Here is a 26271-nt window from a genome sequence, read left to right as displayed (position 1 = left end):
AAAATGGCCGTCTTCAACGCTCACACCATTAAAACCATCCCCCAAACTGACTGACAGTTTTTCTTCACTGCTGAACGTCTGGGTGGTTTCTTTGGCTGCAAGGATTTCTATTCGGCACGCCAAATAACCGAGTCTTCAGGGTCTAGTTCGAACTCTTTGTCATAGAACATCAAGCCCTCGGCTTCCATACGCTCTACATCGAGGTTTTTGATTTTGATGCTTTCAACTATCTGATTAACGGCATCTTTCAAGTAGCGCTCATTTTCGATTTTTTGCTCATCACTAGTACTCGCATAAAAGTTGATTGTATACCTGATGGATATCCTTCGCATTCCATCATTGTCACTGATGGTCTTATCATAATAACCACATTTTATACTTGTCGTTTTACTTCCGGTGGGTGCATAGCTACCTCCGATACCTTGCAAATACGAACCAGCGCTGCAATGTATCCCTTTGATATAAGTCGTCCACATCTCTTCGAATGTAATTCCCTGAATTTTGTTCGTCTTCAAAAAATCAGGCTCCGTAAAATAACGCCCATAGTCTTCATCAAAATCACTATTAAAATAGTAGTCATCTTCTGGAGAGATATAGTTATCAGTGCTGAACGTTACATCCAAAATACTGGGATTTACATTAGATAGCCATATCCATTGTATCGCTGTATCTTCGGTGCTTTTCCCTTCATGTAAAATATTCCAATCTCTATCTTTATATAAGTACCAGTCTTGTTTTGGGGGGTTAAAGACGATATAAGGGTTTTCAATAACATCCGCATCGGTTAAATAAAAGTACTTTCCCCCAGAGCAACCTGAAACAAAGATAAGTATCAAAAGAGACACCGTTGCATTTATTAATTTTTTCATGGTTGTTTTGCTCCGCATACCGCTGTGGGTAAATCCCCGCAATTATAATTGCTATGTGGTGATTCATCAGAAAATAACATCGCGGCATTTTTATAAGTGTCTAAATTTACTGTATCTTTTATAGTCGTTAATACAGTATTTCCTCTATTACCATTATCTCCGACGTTCTTACCAAGGTTCTCACCAACAAAATCACCTTTATTAGTATAATTTCCTCTAAAACCAAACTTTGCATCTTTGACCACTTGCCTCATGTCCTCGGTATTTACCGGTGAACCATATCCAGCGAAGGTTGGAATTCCTTTATCGTTCAAACCATTATCAAAGTAAGTTGGGCCTTTAAAACCTCCCTGATCATAACTATCTTTGCCTGTAATATACTCAAGACCCCTCTTGGTAAGCAGATTCCCCTGTGAATGGTTAGCAAAATTGGCACCATTGCTACCTTGCGCTGTTGTAGTATCACGGATAAATTCACCTGTCTGTTTCGCCATGCCTGTGGTTCCGCCCACTTTATCTACGAAAGACTCTATACCATCACCTAAGAATCCATGAGTTGGATTGTAATTAACGTTGAGCAACACACTGCCATAACCGGCACTATCCTTATCGTAGTTGTGGGTCTGGCTAAGAACATTCTTAATTGCATCTCCCTCGCTATTCATCATACCATTGGTGCCATTCTGGAAGGTTGATGAGCCTTCAGTAACTTTGACCGGGGCTTTACTTATCAACAAGTTCATTCCCTTCAGTTTACTCTGAGTTTCTTCCGACGCTTTTATGTAATAGTCACTCTCTTCAATAGGGATATAGTTGTCTAACTGTTCATTCTTTAACATATCAGCAGTACCTACCTGAAGCACTTTGTTTTGTACATCAGTATCACCTAACAGCACTGGGATTTGGGCTACTATGCCACCATTCGTTTCGTCACTAGGTAGTATCCCACCTGTATAAAAGCTCAACTCATTAAGTAATTCACCCACAGCATTCTCAACTATATTACCACCTTCTGCGGCTGGCACGTTCTGAGCAGTTTTTTGTATGTTGTTTCCGAACTCATCCATCTCTTTTCCTATCTGCGCCCGACCTTCTTCACTCAACAACCGATGATCAACCGTAACATCGATATCCCCCTGCTTACGGTCAACAGTGAACAAATCCTTCTCTGTATGTTCTGTGTTGCGATTGAGACGAGAAGTGTCGTCGGAAGACTCTAAATCCCCAATGTTTAAGTTACCTTGGCCGATGGTTGCCAACGTCTTGCTCTTGTCGTAACCAGACGTGTTTTTGTATTGAAGGGACGTGGAGTTATTGGTCGAATCCAACTCGCCATTATTCACGCCGACACTGCTGTTAAGACCTAAGCTTTGGTCTTGACTGTAGCGAGTATTAGAAAGGTCAGCATAGCTCAATGAATTTGTGGTTAAGTTAAGTTTGCCACTGTCTTTGCCTTCCTCATCCAGCGCTGCAATGGTCGCCCCTTTAATATCCGTGTTACCACCAACATTGATATCTAAGCTACCATTTGACGTTAAGCTGGTTACAACCGTTTGCTTGCTGCTTGTTCGTCCATTAGATGCATTGAAGCCACCATTGCCACCAGTAACATCTCCCATATTAGTAACATCTTTAGCCAAACCTTCAGGGGCCGCACCTTTTCCGTCCGATACACCGCCACCAGACATCGAAATACCACCACTAATACCTTGACCTTTATTACTCGAACTATAGCGGTCTTGTACTGAAGCGATATTCAAGTCACCACCCACGTCTAGCGTCAAGCTCTCTCCGGCATCAACCGTTGCCCCTTTAATGTTGGTGTCTTGCGCAGAGGTAATACTGATATTGTCTGCGCTTAATTGACTGCTGTTATGCGTGGTTGACGCGGATGTGCTTTGGTTTCGGTTGACGCTTGCATTGAGGTTAATGCCCGATGAGGCACCATACACCGTCATCGATGCGCCAATCTTACCAGATTGAGTTTCAGACTTACTGCTGTGAGTATCTTGAGAAGCGGTGATATTCACCTCATTGGCTGCGAGAGACAGGGTATCGTTAGCCGTAAGCTCAGAGCCTTGGATATTCAGTTGATTGCCCGTGTTATTACCAGCGCTTATCTTGATATTTTGCCCACTTAGCGCAGATCCCACTGAGGTGGTCGTTTGAGAGCTAGACTCGGTTTGGCTTGCTTCAATATCTAAATGAAGGCCTGCATTGAAGCCATAGGTGCCCGAGCTTTGCGCTGCGGCTGCCGTTTGCTGAACCAGCAAGGTAGTTTTTGAAACGACATCTTCAGCAGCCAGCGCTACACCTGCGACATACCACGCTTCATCGCTTTTCACTTCGCTGATTAGGTCATTGAGCTCTTCGATATCTTCAAACGTAACGCCTGTTTTTTTGTCCGCGAACTCTTGTTCTAAGGTGCGGAGTGTCGACTCTAGAGAATCCAAACCTTTCTTATACTGTTTATAGTCTTGCTCAGCTTGTTTAAGTTTCTTCGTTGATTTTTGGAGCGCTTGCGCCGCTTTTGCGACCTCCACAGCTTGGTGCTGAACAACCAAGCTCGCTTCCGCTTTACCATGAATTTCTTCACGTTGTTCACTGAGCGTGTCTACCGCCTCGATAATGGTCACGTTCTCTTTTGCGGCAAGCGTTAAATCACCTGACTGGTCTTGGTTGCTATCTGCGACCAGAGTAGAGCCCTCGACCAAAATAGACGACTCAGCATCCATTGATAGGTTATCACCTGCTGCAATCACACTCCCTTTATGGTTTAGTGAATCACTTTGCTGTTTGACTTTATCGTAGGTCGCCTCACCAAGCGATATCTTAACTTGACCGTCTTCAACATTTACTCCATCAAACCCATCCCCCAAACTGACTGACAGTTTTTCTTCACTGCTGAACGTCTGGGTGGTTTCTTTCGCCGCAAGAATGGAGACATCGCCTGTATCGGCGGTTAAGTCTATATTCTTATCAGCTTGAAGCTCAGAACCAATAACGGTCACTGAACCCCCATTGACCGAGAGGTTTCCGCCTGACTGAATCACACTCGACTGAGCAGTAGAGCTTTGCTGACCTTCACGTTTTTTCTCCATCTCAAACAGGTTACCGCCACTTAGGAACTTGGTTTTCTCATCCCACTCTTGACTCTGTTTTAATACTTCCCCGGCCGCAATAAGCACATCATTGACCGCTTCAAGGCTTACGCTGCCACCACTGGCTACTTCACTGGCAATTAGACCAATATCTTTGCCTGCGATAACCGTGGTGTTGCCCGAGTTAATCAAGTAGCTGCTGTTAAGCAAAGTGGCGTCATCAAGGCTGCCTTGGTTACTGCCACTTAGCCCGGCAAAGCCTTTCTTGATGGTTTCATGGCGTTCAAATTCTTTGTAAGTTTGAGCAGCCATGGTCACATCACCATCGGCAGATAAATTCACTTCACCGCCAGCATTCAGAGAAGAACCAATAACATTGATGTTACTATCGCCACCCGCAGTAATCGCTGAATCTAAGTTTTGCGCTTTAATGCTAATGTCATTACCAGCCGTAATCGCACTGCCTTTCACCTGCTCTTGATAAGTTTCATTGATGGTGGTTTTACTGCGACCAAAAGACTTCTTCGAAACAGTTTTGTCGTAGTGGTACTCGCTATCATTAACAGCAATAATGTTGACATCACCCTTTGCTTTAAGATTTGCAGTTTGCTCCGCTGAAACCGTACTCCCTGATAACGTAATATCGTTTTGAGCCTGCATAGAGACATTCTTGCCCTCAAGCATCGACCCTTGGTGCTGCTCACTACGATTGATTTCAGTATAATTTGAGCGATAGGTATGATCTGATTGTTTATTGAGCGCGGTTTGAACGGTAATGTCATTGCCCGCTGCCAAGCTAAGGTTCTCGCTTGATTTCACTTGGCTCGCAGTGACGGCAATATTTTGCCCCGCACTCATCGTTAGGTTTCCACCCGTTGTAACATTCGCGCCAATTTGAGTAGTTTCACTTTCTCCTGCTCGCCATCCTCGCGCGGTGACGTCGTAGCCATGAGTTTCTTCTTTCGAGCTAACAATGATGTCGTGCCCAGCATTTAAGTTGGCGTCTCCATTGGCTTTAATATCAGCCGCATGGTTTTCAATGTTCTTACCCGCTTTCAGAGCCAAGTTACCCGTTGAGGCAATGGCAGCAGTCTGACCAACATCCGTGAACGTGCCACGGTTGTTGCTCAGAGAAGCTGTGCTGGTTGTCACTCGGGTCTCATTAATAATGCTGCCATTGGTTGCTTCAAGTGAGACATCGTGGCCTTCAATATCACCACTTAGGTTGATGATATCTTTCTCGGCAGTTAATGAGACATCTCCGCCACTAGCAATAGTGCCACCAATATTGGTGATGCTGTTTGAGCTGTTTACACTAAGACTTGAATCTGCTGACAAGTGGCCGCTATTGGTTAGATCGCCAGCATCGATAGTGACATTAGAACCTGCAATTTGAGCGCCGCTGCTCAAGTTATCGATGGTTGCCTGCGCTAGGTAAAGTTTAGGTGCTAGCACTTTCTGGCCGTTGACTTCAATTTCTTCGTACCAAAGGATATCTTGAGTCAAACTTGCGACTTGAGAAGAAGAAAGTGCAATGCCCGCTGTCAGGTTGAGTGATGCTTTCTGAGATGCTGCAGCATCTATCAGTTGTTGCATTTGGTCTAATTGGCTTCCTACCGAAGCATTTAAGTACTGTTGACCCGTTTGCTCAAAAATGGCTTGGCTAATGATGCGTGAATCATATAATGCATCACCTAAGAACTTAACATCGGCCTCTGGGTTGAAGCCCACACGACTCATAAAATAATCGGACCCTAAGAAGTTGCCCATATTGGTTAATAGCGGGTTAGTTTCAATAAGGTACTTACCTTTCGGGTCAGGTGAGAGAATAAATAACCCATTTGGCGCAGTCGGGAACACGAAATCCGGAAAGGCAATATCATTTATGTTTGCAAACGTGATAGTCGGTCCCGTGACCGATGCCGATGATGTCGCCTTTAATTCGGACGCAGATTTCGTTGGCTGAACAGCGGTGGCGTTTGCCTTAAGCGTGGAGTTATTGACTTTGTTAGCAACGTTAAGCGTTAAATTGTTGCTGGCAGTGATAGACGAATTAAGCTGGCCTGAAGAGCCTGTTTTGACTTTACGCGTAGCGGTTCTATTAAACGCAAGTGTACTCAAATCCCAAGGTTCTCTTAGCTGATAGGTATAGTAAGTCTCATACTCCGAAAACTCATACCCTTGATTCGTCAAAGAGTGCGCGGTGATATTGACATTTTTACCAGAGATTTGGCTTGTTTGATTAAGAACCGTGTTCGCATTGATCAATAGATTATCGCTAGCATTAATATTTCCAGAGGTAGATGCGGCACCGAGTTGTTGTCCTTCTTTGAGAACCATAACCTCAAAAATCTTACCACTCGCAACTGAATAACGATCCACGCAGTGCTCACTATTTTGTCCGCTCCAACACATGGGACGATTGATAACTTCGGGTTCATACTCTGTCCCCTTAGAAACGAACACTCCACCAAACTGAGCTCTTTTATCAGCAGTTGAGGTATTTCTGACATCTAGTATTGTTCGTTTATTGGTCAGCGTATTAGTAAAAATGCTAATATCCCCACCCAGTGACTCGATAGTGCCTGAGCTATTCGTGACGCTAGAACTCTTCTGTTTTGCTGCATTTTTGGCAATTAATAAATCATGTCCAACCACAACATCTGATGTATTGTGCAGCGTATTGGAGTAAAGATTGGCATTGTTGCCCGCATAGATCAGTCCTTGGTTGTTGATCCCACTTGCAACCACTGTGGTTAAATCCGCAAGAGCAACCAACCCACCTTTATTGACCAATGAGCTCACCGTCAAATTAAGGCTGTCCAACGCCTGAAGCGTGCCTGAGTTATCAACGTCGGCTGCAGAAAGGGTGACATTTTCCCCCGAAATCGTCCCTGACGAGCCATGAGTAAAGTTGTTGGTTAAGGAAATAGAAGTGTCACCACTAGCCGTTAGAGTGCCACTATTAGATAAGCTTTGAGCAGACAAATTTAAGTCTTGCCCTACAATCGCTTGAGCGTTGTTAGTGACAGATGAGGCCGTTATGTTGAGGTTACCCTGCGTTTCGATATCGCCCTGTATATCTACACTTGTCGTGTTGATTTGCAGGTCACCGACACTGGTTAGAGACCCTTGCTGCTCAAAGGTATGAGCATCGATACTCAGTCCATTACCTGAATGAATGCTGCCTTGGTTTGATACATCGTTGGTATCAATGGATAACTGATTGATGGCATTGAGCTGTGCTGGCGTATCAATGTTGACGCTTGATGTAGAGGCTATATCGAGCTGTGTTGCTTCCACTGCCCCAGTAACATTGATTGTCTGACTGGTTACCCCAAGGGTTTGTTTAGCTTGGGTCTTACCCGATAAAGTTGCACTTTTAACGCTAATTGAAATGCCTTGTTCAGCGATTAATTGACCACTTTGCTCTAACGACTCTGCGTTGACTGCTATTTGATTGGCACTCGTTTCGCCCTCATGCGTTAGCGTATTCGCATCAAGTGTGATTGTACCATTGCTGGTAAGTTGGCCTTTTTGAGTCAGACTCTGAGCATTGAGTGTGGTATTACCCGTCGATTGAAGGTTGGCCTCTTGCCCAATCTCTAACGTCGATTGCGCCTTCACAGATAGTAAATTGGAGGTAATCTGACTATCAAGGTTTGCAGAGTTCACCTCTATCTGAATAGAATCTGCAGTCAGTGCGCCAGAGCCGGCTAAAGTTAGCTGTTCTGCATCAACCTCTACCGCAGCGCTTGCGTTAATCTCTCCGTCATTTTCAATGGTTTCAGCGTCTGTGAGTACAATATCACTCGCCGTAATTTCACTGTTTGAGTCCAGTGATAATGAGGTAACCTGGCCTGATACGTCGCCTTGAGAGGCGACTTTGCTGTCTTGTAGAGAAATTTGGTCAGCTTTAATGTTAAGTTCAGCATTCGCATTGGTTTGGTTGTTGTTTTTTATGCCGCTGAACAGCTGACTGTTTTGAGCCGTGATGCTCTCTTTCACGGTTAGTTCAACGACATCCCCAGCCGTTACTGTTGTTTGATTCAATACTAGGTTATCGGCGTTTACCTTTAGCTGCCCTTGCGCCACTTGCTGGTTGGTTAGCTCAACATTTCGGCTACTAGTAATTTCGATATTCTTAGCGCTCTGAGCTGACGCAAGCTGCACTTTGCCATCGGCTGTTAACACAATGTTTCCGACATTCGAGACAAGATTACCTAGGTTCACGCCTACACCATCTTCAGTCGCAACTAAAGAGATACGCCCTGCGTACATTCCTCCAATAGCGGACGAGTCAATGGCGAGTGCTGGCTTACTCGTCGATGTTGAGGTTTTTTCAGTTACTTGATTGCTCTGGTAACGGACCTTGTTATGGCCCGTGATTACAGATAGATCGTTGGCATGTATATTGGCATTTATCTCGGCAGTACGACTGATAATATCGAAATAGGTTTGGTTGGTGGCATCTAGCCCCAGCCCTTCAATCGTCACACTCCCTTCGGAAACATCAAAGCCAGTCAACTGACCATTATTTAGCTCTGGAGCCCCTGTCGATAACGTCACTCGAGGGGTATTAATAAAACCACACCCGTCACAGGTTATGCCGTATGGGTTGGCCAAGATGACATTGGCTTGTTGGCCGAATACTTCTGTGTAGCCTTCAAGCTGACTGCGGTTTGCCCCTGTGACTTCATTTAAAATTACGTCGGCAGCACGGCCTTTGAGGTTGGGGTTATTTTGCAGTAGCCCGCCAAGCTGAGACTGACTGAGTTGTTGGGTCGAGTTATTGAGAATTAGCCCTTGAGAGCCAACATCGAACTTTTGGTATTTGTTGTGAGACAGCCCTTTGTTGTTCGGGGTGGCGATATTGACCACCTCAACGCCGTTACCCGCCTGAGTTTTGCTGGTATTCGCCGAGTTGCCATCAATCACGACATTGGCAAGAGCCGGATGAATGGTTAGAACACCACATAATGTATATGTCAGCCACACACTGCCTTGGGTTACACGCTTATCCATAATCTACCTGCCAAATTTATATTGAGACATCTACGCGGTAATAGACCACGTAATCATCGACATGAAGTCTTGAAGGGGCTTCAATCGGAAACCCAAAGGTGAGTGAACTCGAGGCATACTGAGCCTGAGTTTTTAATGACAAACTGCTACCAAAGAGCGAACCTCGCTCAAAGGCGTCTTGGCTGTCTTCTACGATAGTGCCAGTATCAAGCGCCAACTGAGTAGAGACGGGACCAATATAAGGCCATTGCCCTAAACGGTAATTAAGGTCATTTCGCCAGTAATACCCTTCATCCCCTGAAACAGAAGTGCCTTTAAAACCTCGGACGGAATATTCACCGCCAATACTGAGCCGCTCGCTGCCATACAAAGTATCGTTGCTCCACTGACCAAATAGGGTGCTGGACAGTGACAGCGCTGGGGTGATTGGATAAGTATAACTTCCCGTTAATGAGCCTTTGACAAACTGGGCGGTCGGTAGAGAGTCATCCTGCGATTGCGTTCTTTCGCCGCCAAACCAATCGGTTCCGAGCGAAACCTTGGGCGATAAACTCATAAAGCCCCCACCTAGGCGAGTGCTGTGCTCCCAAGCGAGGGAAGCGGAAGACAAATTTCGAGAGCCTGCTTCGAGTAAATTACCGAGGATGTAGTTCTTTTCTCGGCGATGGCTGATAGTCGTTTTCAGTGCCGACTTACTCACGTCATCACGATAGAAAAGCCATTTAAGCTCGATGTCATGACTGTTGGTTTTCCCTGACGAATCAAACGTGAAACCCTGATTGTTAAACGTCGTGAAGTAGTTGCTGTAAGAGGTGCGATAGCCAAAGTTCCAGTAACCAACAGGGATATCAATGCCTAAGTATAAGCTTTCGGAATCCTTCGAGTTAATCATTGCCGCACTTTTGGTTGCACGGAGGCTCCACTGGTCCAGCAACTTAAAAAAGTTTTCACCGGTTAAACTGATAGAAAGTTGCTCTTCGCCTGTCGATTTTTGTCCACTATTGCTAAAACCAGAGCCAAGGGAAACAAGATGGTTTTCCACTGTTTGAATATCAACAATTGAGTAGCCTTGCTGCGTCGAAGGCAATAACTTTATTTGCGCGTTGTATCGTGATAGCCGATTAACTTGGTCAAGCCCTTGCTCAATATCCCTCAAGTTTAATAACCCACCAGAGATACCCGGAAGTGCCATAACTAAAAAGTCAGCGTCCTTCCCATTGAAGAGAGCCTTTTCTACCTTCCCTTCGACAATCACAATCAATAACACCCCAGAAGACAGGTCTTGTGGTGTCATAAAAGCACGGGAAGTGACATAGCCCGCTTCGATATAGTGATTAGAGATATTGCGAAGATAGTAATTAATTGTATTCAGGCCAATACATCCAGCTTGAAAGTCAGATATCTCGGCCAGTGTTTGATTACTGTACTGAGTATTCCCAGAAAATTGTATCTCAGTAACATCAATACATTGAGTATCTTCTATTAGCTGAGAGTCAGGAAGCGTGGGAGCAGGAGTCAGTTCTTGAAGCGCATTAGTACTTTCTTCAAGTTGTTTAAGACGTTGTCGCTGCTCTTCTTCAATATCTTGAGTCGCTAATGGCCCTAAAGGCAATTCATTGGCGCTAACTCCCCGTGAACACAAGCCGAATGAGGCTATCGTGAGCAACAATATGCTCCCGCTAAGAAAGAATATGTGGTGCAGCTTATTGCTGCACAGTAGTACAAGGGAACTCAGCATGAGTGATGATCACCACCTTCAATAGATAGATATAATGCTATTGAGATCACTAACACATTGAACATAATTAAGATATAAGACTGTCCGTAGGAATCATTTAAGCTTGGCATAACCTATCAAAAGAAATGGCTTTTTATTGATAATGCCATCAACTATCTCCCCCCTTCCTACATCAAAGACTGTAGTCCCAAGAACTTTCCTATACACATCGTTAGGTCACTCACCATAATCGACAAAACAAAATTAATGCGTTTTCTACGAGGTAAAAGGCAACCAAAACTGAGCGCATTGGTATCACAAGGGGAATTACTGAATTCACACTGTTTCCGAACCATACAAAAAGGTACACCACTGAGCAAAATGGTGTACCTCTGTAGTTAAAGTGATTCGAAGCTTTAAAGTTGGATCTCGACCAAAAACGCTAATCAGGACTCTATAGGCAGAATAGTTGCTACAGCCTTAATTAACGTACTTTTTAGGGCAATTAATCAGATGATCATCCACCATGCCTACCGCCTGCATAAAGGCATAGCAGATCGTCTCACCAACAAACTTAAACCCCTTTCTCTTGAGAAATTTGCTCATCGCTTTTGACTGTTCAGTAGAGACAGGCACATCACTCATCTCGGTCCAGTGATTGACGATGGGCTGTCCATCAACAAACTGCCACAATGCATCAGAAAGGCTACCATACTCTTCCTTTAGGGCCAATGCGGCACGGGCATTACCGAATACCGAGGTGATCTTGCCACGATGTTTAACCACATCAAAATTCTCAATGATGCGTTCTACTTCCGATTCATCATATTGAGCGAGGGTTTCTAGATGGTAGTTTTCAAAAGCTGCACGATAGCCTGCTCTTTTTTTCAAAATAGTAATCCAACTTAGGCCGGCTTGCGCCCCTTCTAAAGTGATGAACTCAAATAACACGGTGTCGTCGTAAACAGGCACTCCCCACTCAGCGTCATGATAATTACGCTCAAGTTCATGGTTCATCGCCCATGCACAGGTTGTCTCCTTGCTCATTCCTTTTCTCCCTAAAAAACAAACGCCCCCAACAGAGTCAGGGGCGCTTTTGTATTCAACCCGTTAGTTTGGCACTTTGACTTTGTGAAATAGACGATACAACACTGGTACGACAATAAGTGTCAGTACAGTTGCAAACCCTAAACCAAACATAATCGTCACCGCCATCGGCTTAAAGAAGATATCAGGTAAGAGAGGAATCATACCCAATATCGTGGTAATCGCCGCCATACATACAGGTCGCACACGGCTAAGTGCCGCATCTACGACCGCAACGTATGGATCTTTACCCGAATGCATCTCTATCTCAATTTGGTCAAGCAAGACGATACCGTTTTTCAGCAACATGCCGGACAAACTGAGGAAACCCAGCAAGGCCATAAAGCCAAACGGAGTATTAAGTGCCAGTAAGCCCGTGGTTACCCCAATAATGGCTAACGGTACAGTCAACCACACTATCAGTGGTTCTTTGACCGAGTTAAATAGGAACACAGTGACCAAGAACATGAACAGGTAACCCATTGGCATGGTAGTGAATAAAGATGCCTGTGCTTCACCAGAAGACTCGTATTCACCGCCCCATTCCAAAGAATAACCTGGTGGCAACTCAATAGCTTCTATCTGCGGCATTAAACGTTTCTGCAACGTCGCGGCTGTCTCTTCACCGAGTATGTCAGGGTCGGCCATTACCGTCAGCATACGTTTACGATTCTTACGCACAATAATCGGGTCTTCCCAGCGTAAGTCGTAACCCATAGTGACTTGTTGTAATGGAATGTACTCACCGAGTGCAGGACTCCATATCTTCATTCCTTCAATGTTACGGATATCGACTCGCTCATCTTCAGGTAAACGTGCCACGATCGGCATTAGCGTTGTTCCGTCTCGGTAGACACCTATCGATTTACCCGAGAACGACATTGCGAGGAATTCATCCACGTCTGATTTAGTGATGCCGTAACGTCGCGCCTGACTTTCGTTAAACTGAGGTTCAAGTACCTTAGTACGCTCACGCCAGTCATGACGAATGTTCGTCGCTCCTGGGTCTGCATGCATGATGTCCGAAACTTGCTGCGCAATACCACGTAATACAGTCGGGTCAGAGCCAATGATTCTTGCTTCAATTTTTGCACCACCACCAGGACCTAACTCAATTTGTTTCAGCTTGTAGTTAATTTCTGGGAAGTTGTCTTCAAGGTGCTGCCTAAATTGCGTCATCAAATTTGCTAACTGCTCATAGCTGGCGACCCTAGTTGTAATCTCGCCATAACCTGCGTAACTCTTTTCCGGCGCGTAGGTCAGCATAAAGCGCTGTAAGCCTTTACCTGCAGTCGTCGTAACGTGCTCAACGCCATCTTGGCTCGATAACCATGACTCTAACGCTTTTAGCTTGGTGTTAGTCGCTCGAATATCTGTCCCTTCAGGTAACCAAACATCGGTTTGGAAGATTGGCGTCGTCGACGATGGGAAGAATGATTGCTTAACTTGAGTAAATCCTGCGATGCTCGCTGCCAGACCAAGTATTAGAACCCCAACGGTCAGCCATGCTCGCTTCATACAGAACTCAAGGAAGCCTTTGTACATAACAAAGATCATGCCGTTGTATGGATCGCTCTCTTCACCTTCTTGCTTGAACTTTTGTCCCTTAAAGAAGATATCAGCAAAGAATGGTGTTAATGAGATTGCGGTAAACCAGCTTAGCATCAACGATATCAACAGTACGGTAAACAAAGTGCCACAGTATTCACCTGTTGCATCTTCAGATAAACCGATTGGTGCGAAAGCCGTCACAGCAATAACCGTAGCCCCTAGTAGTGGCCACTTAGTCTGAGTCACAATGTCGGTTGCCGCTTGCAACCTCGTTCGACCTTTCTGGGTTCCTATCAATATCCCTTCGACCACCACAATGGCATTGTCCACCAGCATACCCAAAGCGATAACCAGTGCACCAAGAGAAATCCTTTGCAAATCAATCGCGAAATACTTCATGAAGATAAAGGTGCCAAGTACCGTCAATAACAGAATCAATCCGATCAACAGACCTGAGCGCAACCCCATGAAGAAAAGCAGTACGATAATTACAATCGCCACCGCTTGACCAAGACTCACAACAAATCCACTCACCGATTTGTCGACTTCTTTTGGCTGACTGTATATCTCTGCAATATCGACACCCACAGGCTGCTGATATTTTAGCTCCGCTAAGCGGCGGTCGAAACGCTTACCAACTTCAACTACATTCACCCCTTGAGCAAAAGAGACCCCAAGGTTCAGCGCCAACTTGCCGTTAAAGGTAATAATATTACTTGGTACTTCGACATAACCACGTTTGATATCCGCGACGTCTTTCAAGTAAATCAAACCTTGAGCACCACTTTCGGTCAGAATCAAATCGCCCAACTGATCCACATTCTGGAACTCACCAGTCGGATGAATACGAATGTACTCATCACCAATTCTGATCGCACCGGCATCTGATACAACGTTTTGCGTCGCGAGTAAGTTGAACACCGTATTGGGAGACAAACCAAGACTGCTCATTCGTTTCATCGAGATTTCGATGAACACCTGCTCTTGTTGCTGTCCTGAAACGGAAATCTTGCTCACGCCATCGATAAGTTCCAAGTCTCGTCTTAGATAGTCGACATAATCGAGTAGCTCTTTATAACTATATCCATCTCCCGTTATGGCCAGCAAAATGCCATAAACGTCTCCAAAATCATCGATGACTTGCGGAGCATTGACGCCCGGTGGTAACTGCCCTTTCAAGTCATTCACTTTACGGCGCAGTTCATCCCAAATCTGAGGCAAATCATCAGGGCCATAGTTGTTTTTCATTGTCACGGTGATCTGCGACAACCCTCGGCTCGATATAGAATTGACTTCATCTACGTAGGTGAGTTGCTGAATGGCTTTCTCTAGCGGATAAGTCACTTCTTCTTCAACTTGCTGAGGTGTCGCGCCCGGATATGAGGTGACAACCATGGCATCTTTGATAGTAAAAGCGGGATCTTCTAACTGCCCCAATCCAAAAAATGCCGCTGTACCACCAATCAGAAATATCAGTGATATCATCCAACTGATAACACGGTTGCGAATAAAGTACGCCGCTATGCCGGTAATCTTGTCATCATCCTGAGGCAAGTTATTATTCACTTCACTCATTGCCTGCCTCCTGTTTAACCACTTGAACTTGCATTCCTTCTCTCAATCTCGACAGACCCGCAACCACCACGGTTTGATCTTGGCTTAAGCCATCTAAGATCTGGATTAGATCTTTACTAGCCTTACCTACAATCACTTGCTGCTTGGTCACTGTGCTATCCGAATTTAAGCGCCATACATATTTGTTCTCTTTATCCAGATCATCGCCATCCCCATTGAAAATGGCTTCAATTGGAATTTGAACCCCGAGGTTGAGCTTTAGACCGACATTCTCACCTTTCGATGTCACTTCCACAGGCATACCATCAAGAATGTACTCCTTTTCCGGCATTGGCATTGATAATGTCACCGTGAAGGTGCCAGTGGCAGGATCTGGCTCAGTGGTGAACTCTTTGATCTGAGCTGAATACTGATTACCACTCGGTACTTTTACGACCGCCTGAATTTTTGACAAGGTAGCCTGATTCGGCTGATTTGTATAAAGACGGTCAGGCAACTGAATCAGCACTTCAACACTGTCGACACTATGGATGTTGACCACTTGCTGCCCAACTTGAATGTTTTCAAACTGATCGGCATTGACACGAGAGATGATGCCATCCACCGGAGCATGAAGCTTGGTAAAGGACAAGCGTAGTTTAGCAAGTTCGAGCTCTGCGTAAGCGATTTGACGATTTGCCGCTATTTCATCGAACTGCGACTTAGCTAACAAGCCCTTATCAACTAACGGTTTAGAACGCTTGTATTGACTATCCACTACACTATAACGCGCCGAAGCATTGTCGACTGCAAGTTGGTAATCTGTTGGGTCTAACTCTGCAATTAAGTCACCCTGTTTTAATTGGTCACCTTCTTTAACATAGAGCCGACTAATTTCACCCGCGACACGAAAACTGAGATGTGAACGCTCAGCCGCATTTGCGACCGCTGGAAAGTAGAGTCTATCCTCAACAACAGACTGACTAGACAGATCAACGACTTTCACTTTAGGTGTACCAAAATCGACATACTGCGGTTCACCACCACATCCAGCCAACATGACTAAAGATGCGAGAGGACCGAGACATAACCACTGTTTCATCTTACAACCCTCGCTCTTTAATCCATTCGCGGACTTTGATACCCGCCTCAATACCACTGACACCAGACACAATAATTTGGTCACCTTCACTGAGGCCACTTTGCACCTGAAGTTTGTCGTTTATCTCTACATGGGCTTGAGAAACGATACCTTGGGAGTCAACACGCCAAACATACGTTTTTCCGTCTTGCTCCATTAACGCGGATTGAGGTATTTGAGTGGCGCCGGTGGATTCAACAGCAACGTGCACTGAACCTGCCATACCTGGCAGAATACCCACATCCTCAGGCCGTTCCATCACCATAGTGACTTTATATGATCCCGTTTTGCTGTCAGCTTCGGTATCCACTTCCTGAAACACTAAATCATATTGATTATTAGGGAAGGCATCGAAGGTCATGGTTGCGGTTAAATTTACCCCACTAGCAAACTTATTGAGCAAGTGATCGGGTAATTGGAAAATCACCTTCATTAGCTGGTTGGTCTGAACATTCATTACACCCTGTTTGGCGGCCATATACTCATGATTTTCCGCAGCAATAAGCGAGATAGTGCCATCATAAGGTGCAACCAGCTTGGTGTATCTGAGATTCGCACGGGCCTGCTCTAGCGTCGCTTTAGCAGAATTATGGTTAGCTTTGGCTTGATCAAAGTCTTGCTCTGAAACGACTTTATCTTCACGCAGCTTTTTATAACGCTGATATTGAACATCCGCTAAACGAAACTGGGCTTCGGCCTGCTTGGCGAGTAATGTGTACTCATCTGGATTGAGTGATGCCAGTACATCCCCTTTTTTCACCATCTGCCCCGCTAGGACATCGATGGATTGCATTTGACCGGGCACTCTAAACGCCAGCACTGCTTTATCACCGGCTTCTGACGTGGCAGGAAAATCACGTTCAAATTGGGCATTGCCGACAGAAACAGTAAATAATTTAGCAGGTCTGGATTCTGGTTCAGGGACAGGAGGGAGTTCCTTACCACAACCGCTTAGTGCAGAGGTTATGGCAAGCAACAACAAAGATTTATGCATGAGTCAATCATCCGTTTGTAGCTATTAGTTACAAAGATAGATGAATGATAACGCGACTTCCACAGCACTTGAGGTAAATTATTATGAAAATTAATAATTTGCCTTGATATGAGTATGGAGTCGCACTTTTGAACAATAGAGCTATAAAGCCTTAAACTCTCTATCGACTTTAAAGGCATCTGAAGTGACATACGCTTCAATGTCACGGATTTGTGTTTCGAGCTGCGACAAATCCTTATCAATGGTATTAAGCAAAGAATCCGGCGTTTGCCCTTGCTGCCATGGTTTGTTTTTTAACTTATGCTCCTGCTGAGCCTTTATTGTCTCAACATAGTTCGCAGGCTGCTTTTCTATCATTAATGTCATCGCGACATAGGCGAGCAAAACTAAAAAACTCCCACCAAGCAGCGCCGCAGAAATGACCAGAATACGTACCAACCAAACTTCCAACGAAAAATAGTTGGCCAGACCCGCACATACCCCTGTAATTTTGCCATTTACCGTATCACGATATAGTTCTTTGCTACTCATAACGACGCCTCCAAGTTGGAGATTCTGCATCTAAAATGCGTTCTAGCGTTTCGACCCGTTTGTGCATTTTTTCTGCTTTATCGGAGAGTTGCTCTAGACGCTGAAGGTCTTCACTCGACAACCCTGTGCTTGCATTCTTCTTGCTGCGGTAATGAAGAAATAACCATAAAGGTGCAACAAAAATCAGAAAAACAATCAATGGCCCAGCAATAAGAAATGACGACATACAATAACTCCTTAGTAAAGGCAGATTGTTGGAACAAACCAGACTATCTGCCTATTTAAATTAACAAAACAAACCGAGAATTACTTTTTCTCTTCCATCTGCTGTTTGAGTTTTTGTAGCTCTTTCTCAATTTCGTCTTCGGCTTGCAACTCAGCAAACTCTTGATCCAAGGATTTGGCATTGCCCGTTTTAGCATAGAGATCCGCTTCGGCTTCCATCTCATCGATCTTGCGCGAGTACTGTTCAAACTTGGCCATTGCTTCACTGGTACGCGCCGTGTGAAGATGCTTTTGCACATCGCGACGATTTGAAGCCGTTTGGCTGCGAATCGCTAACGCCTGCTGCTTAGCGCGAGTTTCGGTAATTTTAGTTTCGAGTTTGCCGATTTCGCCAGTCAGCTTATCAATCGTCTCTTCCACTAATGTCTGTTCAGTGTGAAGACCTTTAAGAAGGTCTTGCAGCTTCTGTTTTTCAATCAGAGCCGCTCTCGCTAAATCTTCACGCTGCTTGGTTAGCGCAAGCGTTGCTTTTTGCTGCCACTCATTGATTGTGTCTTCAATAGACTCAACTTTGCGCGCCAATTCTTTCTTATCAGCAATCGCTTTCGCTGAATTGGTACGCACTTCAACTAGCGTATCTTCCATTTCCTGAATGATAAGGCGAATCATCTTTTCCGGATCTTCAGCTTTATCCAATAGAGCACTGATGTTTGAATTTACGATGTCTGCGAATCGAGAGAAAATACCCATAGCTAGGCTCCTTATTACAGTTAGCGAGAACCGATCTTCATCGGCTCAACAAAATACCTTGGTTCTAGTTCTATATAACAAATTACATGCCAAAAAAATAAACATTACAAATCAGTTATTTATAAAAACATACCAATACATACCATATCGATGTATGCTGAATTTAACCAACTATTGGTAAATTTCGCCACGGAGTCGCAGCATGCAGCAAAATCTCATCGGGGAATCCCCTGCTTTTCTATCGGTACTCGACAAAGTCTCGAAGCTGGCCGCCATAGAACGACCAGTATTAATTATTGGCGAGCGAGGTACGGGTAAAGAGCTGATTGCGCAGCGCCTACATTATTTGTCTAAACGTTGGGATCAGCCACTTATCTCACTCAACTGTTCGACGCTTAGCGAAGGTCTCATCGATTCAGAGCTATTTGGTCATGAACAGGGCTCATTTACTGGTTCAAAAGGCAGACATAAAGGGCGATTTGAACGTGCAGAAAATGGAACACTATTTCTTGATGAACTTGCCACCGCTCCACTACTGGTGCAGGAAAAACTCTTGCGTGTTATTGAGTATGGGCAGTATGAACGTGTAGGGGGACATCAGTTGCTTAACGCCAATGTGCGTTTAGTTTGTGCAACCAATGCTAACCTTCCTCAAATGGCAGAGAGTGGTGATTTTCGTGCTGACTTGCTCGACAGACTCGCGTTTGATGTCATTCATTTGCCTCCTCTGCGAGAAAGGCAAGAAGATATCTTACTGCTGGCAGAATATTATGCGATTAAGATGTGTCGTGAATTGGGCTATGAGTACTTTGTTGGCTTTTCCGCCCAAGCAGAGAAAAGCCTTCTCCAGTACCATTGGCCAGGTAATGTTCGTGAACTGAAAAATGTCATTGAACGAGCCGTATACCAGCATGGTCAACAACAAGATCCGATCGACACCCTTGTCTTCGACCCTTTTCAATCTGGCTGGCAAACAACAGATTCTAGTGTGCAAGATGACGATATCTCTCCGGCTCACACGTTCACGTTCCCGCTCGACTACAAGTTGTGGCAAGAGCAGCAAGATCAGCTCATTCTGACTGAAGCATTGAAACAGAGTCAGTTCAATCAACGTAAAGCCGCAGAAATGCTCGGGCTGAGCTACCATCAATTGAGAGGGATGGTTCGTAAGTACGACCTAACAAACCTCAATTAACCTTGCAAAACTGTACTTTTGCTTTGGTTACTGATTGTATTTAGTGGTAAATTATTAGGATCTTAAGGCATAATGATCAGTTCCATTATGCTTTGTCCCAGACAATTGTTCTTTCTATGAAAGCATTCATACAGTTTACATTAGGGTTATTTAGCCTCAGCCTCTTAGCTGGCTGCGGTGAAGAAATTGATCACAGCAAAATTCGTCAAAACGGTTTTGTTTATTGTGGTCAAGGCAGCCCAGCAACATTCAACCCGCAGTTGGTAGACAGCGGTATTACCTCAGAGACCTTGAGTCCCCAGATCTATAACACTCTGTTGACCTTAGATAATGATAATTACCAGCCCGTTGCAAGTCTCGCTACTGCTTGGCAAGTAAACAAACAAGGGACTGAGTACACCTTTGACTTACGTAAAGGCGTACAGTTTCAAACGACCGCTTGGTTTACGCCCTCACGCACCATGAATGCCGATGACGTTGTCTTCAGCTTCCATCGAATCATAGATAGCACCAGCCCATTTCATTATGTGGGCAGCGGCCTGTACCCTTGGTTTAGTGGTATCGACTTCAATAACCTTGTGATTGATGTGACTGCCCTTTCCGAGTACCGCGTCAAGTTTACTCTTAGCCGCCCCGACAATAGTTTTCTGTCTAACATCGCCACTAGCCATGCCGTTGTTCTTTCAAAAGAGTATGCTAGTCAGTTACAGCTGCGTGATGATAAAGGCATGATCGACTCTCATCCCGTTGGTACTGGCCCCTTCTATTTAGCTGAATATCAGGTTAACGATTTGATCCGCTTGAAGAAACACAAAGGCTATTGGAAATCGAAGCCAAAGATGGATCAAGTGGTATTCGATATTTCACAGCGTGGGACAGGAACGTTGGCGAAACTGTTACGCAAAGAGTGTGATGTGCTCAATTCACCACTCTCAAGCCAGTTACCGATTATTGAACAGAGTGACGACGTTAAGCTGACAGCAAAACCTGCAATGAATATCTCTTTTGTTGCTGTAAACACCTCGCACCCAGCGTTGAATGATGCTCGCATACGCAAAGCTCTGAATTACGCGATAAACAGACAGAACATTCTCGATTCAGTCTACTATGGCACTGGCAGTCAGGCTTATTCTGTCTTACCTCCCTCGTCTTGGGCATATCAGAAAGACACTATCCAGATTCGTTATGACCGTAATTACGCCATCGCGTTGCTACGAGAAGCGGGATACAGCAAAGGGTTAGAGCTGACAATGTCAGTGCCTCTAGAGCCACGTGCTTACAACCCTAGCCCTAGAAAAACGGCCGAATTAATCCAAGCAAACTTCGCCGATGTTGGCATAAAACTCAACCTGTTAACCAACGACCGCTACAGTCGTGGTGATGTGGATAGCAACGCCAATATTGACCTGTACTTAACGGGTTGGATTGCGAATACTGGCGACCCTGACAATTTTTTACGACCGCTGCTGTCGTGTGATTCAGATCGAGTGGGTCTTAATGTATCCAGTTGGTGTAACCCAGACTTCGATTTCTTACTCGACCTAGCGCTTGAAGTCGACAAACTTCGTTACCGAAAGAATCTGTATAAACAAGCGCAAAATATTTTGAATGAAGAATTTCCTGTTATTCCACTCAACCATGGAATGCAATTGCAAGCGCACGATAGTTCATTGAAAGGATTTAAAGTGAGTCCGTTTAACGCTCAGCCATTTGATACCGTCGAGAGGGTTCGCTAATGCTGCTCTATGCTGTTCGACGACTCAACCTGTTTATCATTACTCTGCTGATCCTGACCATGGTTGGCTTTAGCATCTTACGCCTAGAGCCCAACTCAGCGTGGGCGCTACAAGATTTTTGGAGTGGTTGGCTAACCTACCTCGGCGAGTTAATGCAACTTAATTTCGGCGTCAGTAAAACCGGCGTGGCCATCGTTGATGAGTTGAAAACCGTCTTCCCCGCAACGTTAGAACTGTGTTTGATTGCCTTTTCTATCTCTCTGTTTATTGGTATTCCCATCGGTACTCTGGCGGGTATGAAACAAGGTAAGTGGATCGATACGGCAATCTCGTTTACTTCAATGTCAGGTTATTCGGCTCCGCTATTCTGGATTGCGCTACTGATGATCATGGTGTTTTCCCTACATTTTGAAATCTTCCCTGTTGCGGGTCGTTACGATCTGCTCTATCAGATCGATCATGTCACAGGGTTTGCCATCATCGATGCTTTCTTTGCTAATGGAGCTTATCGTGCTCACGCATTGCAAAGTGTCATTGAGCATCTCATTTTACCTTGTTTAGTCCTAGCACTGGCCCCAACAACACAGGTAATTGGCTTGATGCGTACATCGGTAGCTGAAGTGATGAGCCAAAACTACATTCGTGCTGCGCGCATAAAAGGTCTCTCGACCCACGAGATTGTCACTCAACATGTACTGCGCAACGCTATCCCACCGATCATTCCAAAGATTGGTGTTCAGCTGTCTAGTATGCTCACTCTGGCGATCATCACTGAATCGATTTTTAACTGGCCTGGCATCGGTCGCTGGCTTCTTGATGCACTTTCTCAACAAGACTATGTCTCTATTCAAGCAGGGGTGATTGTTGTTGCTACCTTCGTGCTAACCGCAAACATCTTGTCGGATTTGATTGGCGCTATGATCAACCCGCTAGTAAGGAAAGAGTGGTATGCTAACCGATAACGTCTATCAAGAAGAACATATCCCAACCCAATTCGAGCGATTCTGGCGTAGCTTCCGCGCTAACAATTTAGCGATGTTCGGACTGTGGTGCCTATTATTCATCATTGTCATCACTCTGTTATCACCTTGGATCACGCCTCATGATCCACAAGCTCAAACTGGTGAGCTTTTGATCCCACCTTCATGGAATCCAGCGGGGACTGTTGAATATTTCCTTGGTACAGACGACCTAGGGCGTGACATATTGTCTCGCTTGATTGAAGGGTCTAGATTCACCTTTGGTGCCGCATTCCTTGTCACGATTATCGCCACTGTTGTAGGTTGTGTTATCGGCGTTCTCGCGGGTATGACGAAGGGTTTGTTATCAAGTACGTTAAACCATCTACTCGATACCGTGATGTCGATTCCGTCGCTGCTGCTTGCGATCATCTTCGTCGCATTTCTTGGTTTTGGCGAGTTCAATATCTTACTTGCGATCTGTTTAGCCCTGATCCCACGCTTTATTCGTTCCGTCTATATTGCCGTCCACACAGAAGTCGAAAAAGATTACATCATGGCGGCAAGGCTAGACGGCGCGAACGACTTCTATCTGCTCTGGAACTCGATCTTACCTAACGTACTTGTTGTGGTCGCCAGTGAAGTAACCTTGGCTTGGTCTATTGCTATTTTAGATATCACTGCGCTTGGATTCTTGGGTCTGGGTGCACAAGCCCCCAGCACCGAGTGGGGTGCGGTATTGGGTGACTCTGTCGAGTTGATCTACTTGGCACCTTGGACGGTGACACTTCCTGGTCTAGCCATCATGTTTACTGTAATTGTGATTAACCTCGTTGGTGAAGGTGTTCGCCAAGCGCTAAATGCGGGGATCGAGTAATGCCGTTGTTAGATATCCGCCACCTCACTATTGAGATCGAAACACCACAAGGCATGATGAAAGCCGTAGACCGAATGAGCCTAACCATGAATGAGGGCGAGATTCGTGGTTTGGTAGGTGAATCAGGTTCAGGTAAAAGCTTGGTCGCAAAAGCGATTGTCGGTGTCTGTAAAGACAACTGGAAAGTGACCGCGGACCGAATGCGTCTCGGCAACGTGGACTTGTTGCAACTCACTCCAAAAGAGCGTCGCCGGGTCATCGCACGTGACATCGCGATGATTTTCCAAGAGCCATCAACCTGCCTAGATCCATCAGAAGAGGTAGGAAAACAGCTGATTGAAGCGATTCCTTCTCGTTCATTTGAAGGAAAATGGTGGCAACGCTTTAAATGGCGTAAAAAACAGGCGACCGCTTTGCTACATAAAGTGGGGATTAAGAATCACCAACAGATCATGCGCAGCTACCCATATGAGCTGACCGACGGTGAATGCCAGAAGATCATGATTGCAATGGCAATTGCTGCCAAGCCAAAACTGCTGATCGCCGATGAGCCAACGAACGATTTGGATCCGATTACTCAGTCGCAAATTTTGCGTCTGTTGAGTCGAATGAACCAGATTCACAATACCTCTATCCTATTGATTGGTCACGACTTAACCACTATCACTCAGTGGGCAAATCGAATCACTGTTATGTACTGTGGTCAGTCAGTAGAATCAGCCGATACCAAAAAGATACTTAGCAAGCCGAAGCACCCTTATACCGTTGCGCTACTGAAAGCGATGCCTGACTTTAGTGATTGGATCCCACACAAAGAGAAGCTGCAATCGTTGCCTGGAACCATTCCTCCATTGCAGCACTTGCCAATCGGATGCCGACTTGGTCCGCGTTGCCCGTATGCTCAGCGCCAATGTGTAGAAATACCTATGACTCGAAGAATCAAGAATCACAAGTTTGCCTGCCACTTCCCGCTCAACATGGAGAAGAAAAAAGCATGAGTGCCCTATTAGAAGTCACCGACTTATCAAAAACCTTTGTCACTCGAGCCGGACTCTTTCGTAAAAAAGTTCACGAGGCGGTGAAACCTGTCAGCTTTAGTCTTGAGGCAGGGCAAACCATTGGCTTTATCGGACAGAATGGCTCAGGGAAATCGACCTTAGCACGTATGCTATCTGGCGTAGTCGAACCGACATCGGGCGAAATAAGAGTCAATGGTGAACGCTTAGAACATGAAGATTACTCGACACGCTGTAAACTGATTCGAATGATTTTCCAAGACCCAAATACCTCATTAAACCCGCGCATTCAAATTGGTCGCATTCTGGAAGGGCCTTTGAAACGAAATACCAGCATGCCTCCTGAAGCGCGAATCAAACGTGTCAAAGAGACGTTACTGCGTGTCGGCCTGTTACCTGAACACGCGTACTTCTATCCGCAGATGCTTGCGACTGGTCAAAAGCAGCGTGTTTGTCTTGCGCGAGCGCTGATATTGCAGCCATCCATTATAGTCGCGGATGAAGCCCTAAACGGTCTCGACATGGCAATGCGTTCTCAAATCATTAACCTGTTTTTGGAATTGCAGGAGGAAATGGGCGTTTCCTTCATCTATGTATCGCAGCATATCGGCGTAGTAAAACACATTACCGATAAAGTGATGGTGATGCACGAAGGTGAAGTGGTAGAAAGTGGTGAGACTCATCAGGTGCTCTCTTACCCAGAACACCCTATCACTCAAAGATTGGTAGAGAGCCATTTTAACAAGGCAACCTGCTTCAAATAGGATACGAGATGCTAAGGATAGCGTTAATCAGTCTACTCTCTTTCACGCTGCCTTCTGCGGCGCTCGCTTATTCCAATCAACAGACTTGGCTTGATACTCGCTTTGTCGAGAGTGCATTTGTCAATGTCGCCTTACGCAACGAGTATTCCGCAGGGAAAAAGCCTCTGGTGAAATGGAACAAGCCAGTGCGCATCTGGGTCGACCATAGGGTTCCTGACAGCGAACTGCATGATGAGTTAACCAATGCCCACATTCGTCATCTTGCCGCGATCACTGGCCACTCCATTACCCGAGTTTCATCACGTGAACAGGCAAACATTATCTGGATTTTTACTCAGGAATCTCAATGGCGTAAGGACATTGAACGTGAACTTGGCAAGCCTGCCTTGGATAATGTTTATGGTGCCATTTGTAAAGCGGGGTATTGGCTCAATCCCGATAGCTCTATGTCTGGTGCCGCCGTCATTATTCCTGTCGACCAAGCAAGAGAACACGGTAAACTGCTCGCTTGTATTGTTGAAGAAATCACTCAGGTCATGGGATTACCTAACGATTCAGAAAGTGCATACCCCTCTATTTTCAACGACCAAACCCCTGAAGATCTGCTGTCTCCACTGGATGTTATACTGCTCAAGTTACTCTATGAACCCGAATTAAAGGCGGGAATGAGCGAACAGGAAGCGAAACCAGTCGTTGCTAACATTTTGCGTAGATACAAAAAAAACGGCACGCTGGAACGAGCCGTTTCTGTTGCTAAAAGTGGCGAACTATTTCAGCTCATTGGCTACTAATTAGCGCGCTTTTTTAGTTCAAATTCGAATTCATCAGGGTAAAGAACGACCCCTTCTTCGTTGTCATTCGGGAAAACAACAACTGACAACTCATCATCTTCCAGACCATGCGTCCAACGGCTAAACCATTTTGCAGTCGATATTGATTCAGCTTTGCAATGTTCCCAGTCCCCCGTTGCCCATTGAGTTGCGAACTCCTCGTGAGGCCACACTGGGACACAGTCTTCATCTTCTGTGTTGAGCATTACGCAGCCATGTTCATCGGTCAGAATCCATACTTGACGATGTTTCGCGATCTCTTTAATACAGTAATTAAATCGCTCATCAGGACGCATCTTGCTAACGGTTTCTAACTGCTCTTTAGATAGTGACATTTTTGTTCCTCTAAA

General features: G+C 45.2%; 18 protein-coding genes. 7 read left to right on the top strand and 11 right to left on the bottom strand.

Going from position 1 to position 26271, the window contains the following annotated elements; genetic code table 11:
- Positions 1–107: 107 nt before the first annotated feature.
- The 10 genes from DA100_RS00390 to pspA all read right to left on the bottom strand — a co-directional run bounded on the left by DA100_RS00390 (position 108) and on the right by pspA (position 18544).
- A complete protein-coding gene (locus DA100_RS00390; protein ID WP_138970334.1) occupies positions 108–869 on the bottom strand; it encodes a hypothetical protein in 762 nt (253 codons plus the stop codon).
- Positions 866–8995: a hemagglutinin repeat-containing protein gene (locus DA100_RS00385; RefSeq protein ID WP_240800860.1), complete on the bottom strand. Its 8130-nt coding sequence runs from the start codon at positions 8993–8995 to the stop codon at positions 866–868. The genes DA100_RS00390 and DA100_RS00385 overlap by 4 nt, the downstream gene beginning before the upstream one ends.
- Positions 8996–9011: 16 nt before the next feature.
- Positions 9012–10661 (bottom strand): ShlB/FhaC/HecB family hemolysin secretion/activation protein, encoded by a 1650-nt coding sequence (locus DA100_RS00380; protein WP_240800859.1) that lies wholly within the window; start codon positions 10659–10661, stop codon positions 9012–9014.
- Positions 10662–11192: 531 nt separating this feature from the next.
- The gene (locus DA100_RS00375) at positions 11193–11759 is read right to left on the bottom strand and encodes a DNA-3-methyladenine glycosylase I (RefSeq protein ID WP_138970332.1); all 567 of its coding nucleotides are present in this window, start codon (positions 11757–11759) and stop codon (positions 11193–11195) included.
- Between the two features lie 63 nt (positions 11760–11822).
- On the bottom strand, positions 11823–14924 hold the full coding sequence (locus DA100_RS00370) for an efflux RND transporter permease subunit (RefSeq protein WP_138970331.1): 3102 nt from the start codon (positions 14922–14924) through the stop codon (positions 11823–11825).
- Positions 14917–16005: an efflux RND transporter periplasmic adaptor subunit gene (locus DA100_RS00365; RefSeq protein WP_138970330.1), complete on the bottom strand. Its 1089-nt coding sequence runs from the start codon at positions 16003–16005 to the stop codon at positions 14917–14919. The genes DA100_RS00370 and DA100_RS00365 overlap by 8 nt, the downstream gene beginning before the upstream one ends.
- A 1-nt stretch (position 16006) precedes the next feature.
- Complete coding sequence (locus tag DA100_RS00360) at positions 16007–17038, bottom strand: efflux RND transporter periplasmic adaptor subunit (protein WP_138970329.1); 1032 nt, start codon at positions 17036–17038, stop codon at positions 16007–16009.
- 141 nt (positions 17039–17179) lie between these two features.
- On the bottom strand, positions 17180–17599 hold the full coding sequence (gene pspC, locus DA100_RS00355; RefSeq protein ID WP_171052107.1) for an envelope stress response membrane protein PspC: 420 nt from the start codon (positions 17597–17599) through the stop codon (positions 17180–17182).
- Positions 17562–17795 (bottom strand): envelope stress response membrane protein PspB, encoded by a 234-nt coding sequence (pspB, locus tag DA100_RS00350; protein ID WP_138970327.1) that lies wholly within the window; start codon positions 17793–17795, stop codon positions 17562–17564. The genes pspC and pspB overlap by 38 nt, the downstream gene beginning before the upstream one ends.
- 80 nt (positions 17796–17875) lie before the next feature.
- A complete protein-coding gene (gene pspA / locus DA100_RS00345; protein ID WP_138970326.1) occupies positions 17876–18544 on the bottom strand; it encodes a phage shock protein PspA in 669 nt (222 codons plus the stop codon).
- 202 nt (positions 18545–18746) lie between these two features.
- On the opposite strand from pspA, the gene pspF reads away from it, so the two are divergent.
- The 7 genes from pspF (at position 18747) to DA100_RS00310 (ending at position 25882) form a co-directional block, all read left to right on the top strand.
- Positions 18747–19739 (top strand): phage shock protein operon transcriptional activator, encoded by a 993-nt coding sequence (gene pspF, locus DA100_RS00340; protein WP_138970325.1) that lies wholly within the window; start codon positions 18747–18749, stop codon positions 19737–19739.
- 116 nt (positions 19740–19855) lie between these two features.
- On the top strand, positions 19856–21475 hold the full coding sequence (gene sapA, locus DA100_RS00335) for an ABC transporter substrate-binding protein SapA (protein ID WP_138970324.1): 1620 nt from the start codon (positions 19856–19858) through the stop codon (positions 21473–21475).
- On the top strand, positions 21475–22437 hold the full coding sequence (locus DA100_RS00330) for an ABC transporter permease subunit (RefSeq protein ID WP_138970323.1): 963 nt from the start codon (positions 21475–21477) through the stop codon (positions 22435–22437). The genes sapA and DA100_RS00330 overlap by 1 nt, the downstream gene beginning before the upstream one ends.
- Entirely contained in the window at positions 22424–23311 is an 888-nt protein-coding gene (sapC, locus tag DA100_RS00325; RefSeq protein WP_138970322.1) for a putrescine export ABC transporter permease SapC, read from the top strand. The genes DA100_RS00330 and sapC overlap by 14 nt, the downstream gene beginning before the upstream one ends.
- The gene (locus DA100_RS00320; protein ID WP_138970321.1) at positions 23311–24309 is read left to right on the top strand and encodes an oligopeptide/dipeptide ABC transporter ATP-binding protein; all 999 of its coding nucleotides are present in this window, start codon (positions 23311–23313) and stop codon (positions 24307–24309) included. The genes sapC and DA100_RS00320 overlap by 1 nt, the downstream gene beginning before the upstream one ends.
- Complete coding sequence (locus DA100_RS00315; RefSeq protein ID WP_138970320.1) at positions 24306–25091, top strand: ATP-binding cassette domain-containing protein; 786 nt, start codon at positions 24306–24308, stop codon at positions 25089–25091. The genes DA100_RS00320 and DA100_RS00315 overlap by 4 nt, the downstream gene beginning before the upstream one ends.
- Before the next feature lie 8 nt (positions 25092–25099).
- Positions 25100–25882: a DUF2927 domain-containing protein gene (locus DA100_RS00310; RefSeq protein ID WP_138970319.1), complete on the top strand. Its 783-nt coding sequence runs from the start codon at positions 25100–25102 to the stop codon at positions 25880–25882.
- Here DA100_RS00310 and DA100_RS00305 read toward each other — a convergent pair.
- On the bottom strand, positions 25879–26256 hold the full coding sequence (locus DA100_RS00305; protein WP_138970318.1) for a DUF2750 domain-containing protein: 378 nt from the start codon (positions 26254–26256) through the stop codon (positions 25879–25881). The genes DA100_RS00310 and DA100_RS00305 overlap by 4 nt on opposite strands.
- Between the last annotated feature and the right edge of the window lie 15 nt (positions 26257–26271).

Source organism: Vibrio sp. Hep-1b-8 (assembly GCF_006124995.1).
Classification (GTDB): Bacteria; Pseudomonadota; Gammaproteobacteria; order Enterobacterales; family Vibrionaceae; genus Vibrio.
Note: the sequence above shows the minus strand (reverse complement) of the source record. Positions and strands in the feature narration are given on the sequence as shown.

Excerpts from the sequence above, each read along its gene's own strand:
- pspA (WP_138970326.1), bottom strand. The coding sequence starts at position 18,544 with ATGGGTATTTTCTCTCGATTCGCAGACATCGTAAATTCAAACATCAGT.
- DA100_RS00310 (WP_138970319.1), top strand. The coding sequence starts at position 25,100 with ATGCTAAGGATAGCGTTAATCAGTCTACTCTCTTTCACGCTGCCTTCT.
- DA100_RS00330 (WP_138970323.1), top strand. The coding sequence starts at position 21,475 with ATGCTGCTCTATGCTGTTCGACGACTCAACCTGTTTATCATTACTCTG.
- pspC (WP_171052107.1), bottom strand. The coding sequence starts at position 17,599 with ATGCAGAATCTCCAACTTGGAGGCGTCGTTATGAGTAGCAAAGAACTA.
- DA100_RS00320 (WP_138970321.1), top strand. The coding sequence starts at position 23,311 with ATGCCGTTGTTAGATATCCGCCACCTCACTATTGAGATCGAAACACCA.
- DA100_RS00375 (WP_138970332.1), bottom strand. The coding sequence starts at position 11,759 with ATGAGCAAGGAGACAACCTGTGCATGGGCGATGAACCATGAACTTGAG.
- pspF (WP_138970325.1), top strand. The coding sequence starts at position 18,747 with ATGCAGCAAAATCTCATCGGGGAATCCCCTGCTTTTCTATCGGTACTC.
- sapA (WP_138970324.1), top strand. The coding sequence starts at position 19,856 with ATGAAAGCATTCATACAGTTTACATTAGGGTTATTTAGCCTCAGCCTC.
- DA100_RS00370 (WP_138970331.1), bottom strand. The coding sequence starts at position 14,924 with ATGAGTGAAGTGAATAATAACTTGCCTCAGGATGATGACAAGATTACC.
- DA100_RS00365 (WP_138970330.1), bottom strand. The coding sequence starts at position 16,005 with ATGAAACAGTGGTTATGTCTCGGTCCTCTCGCATCTTTAGTCATGTTG.
- DA100_RS00385 (WP_240800860.1), bottom strand. The coding sequence starts at position 8,995 with ATGGATAAGCGTGTAACCCAAGGCAGTGTGTGGCTGACATATACATTA.
- DA100_RS00360 (WP_138970329.1), bottom strand. The coding sequence starts at position 17,038 with ATGCATAAATCTTTGTTGTTGCTTGCCATAACCTCTGCACTAAGCGGT.
- DA100_RS00390 (WP_138970334.1), bottom strand. The coding sequence starts at position 869 with ATGAAAAAATTAATAAATGCAACGGTGTCTCTTTTGATACTTATCTTT.
- DA100_RS00315 (WP_138970320.1), top strand. The coding sequence starts at position 24,306 with ATGAGTGCCCTATTAGAAGTCACCGACTTATCAAAAACCTTTGTCACT.
- sapC (WP_138970322.1), top strand. The coding sequence starts at position 22,424 with ATGCTAACCGATAACGTCTATCAAGAAGAACATATCCCAACCCAATTC.
- DA100_RS00305 (WP_138970318.1), bottom strand. The coding sequence starts at position 26,256 with ATGTCACTATCTAAAGAGCAGTTAGAAACCGTTAGCAAGATGCGTCCT.
- pspB (WP_138970327.1), bottom strand. The coding sequence starts at position 17,795 with ATGTCGTCATTTCTTATTGCTGGGCCATTGATTGTTTTTCTGATTTTT.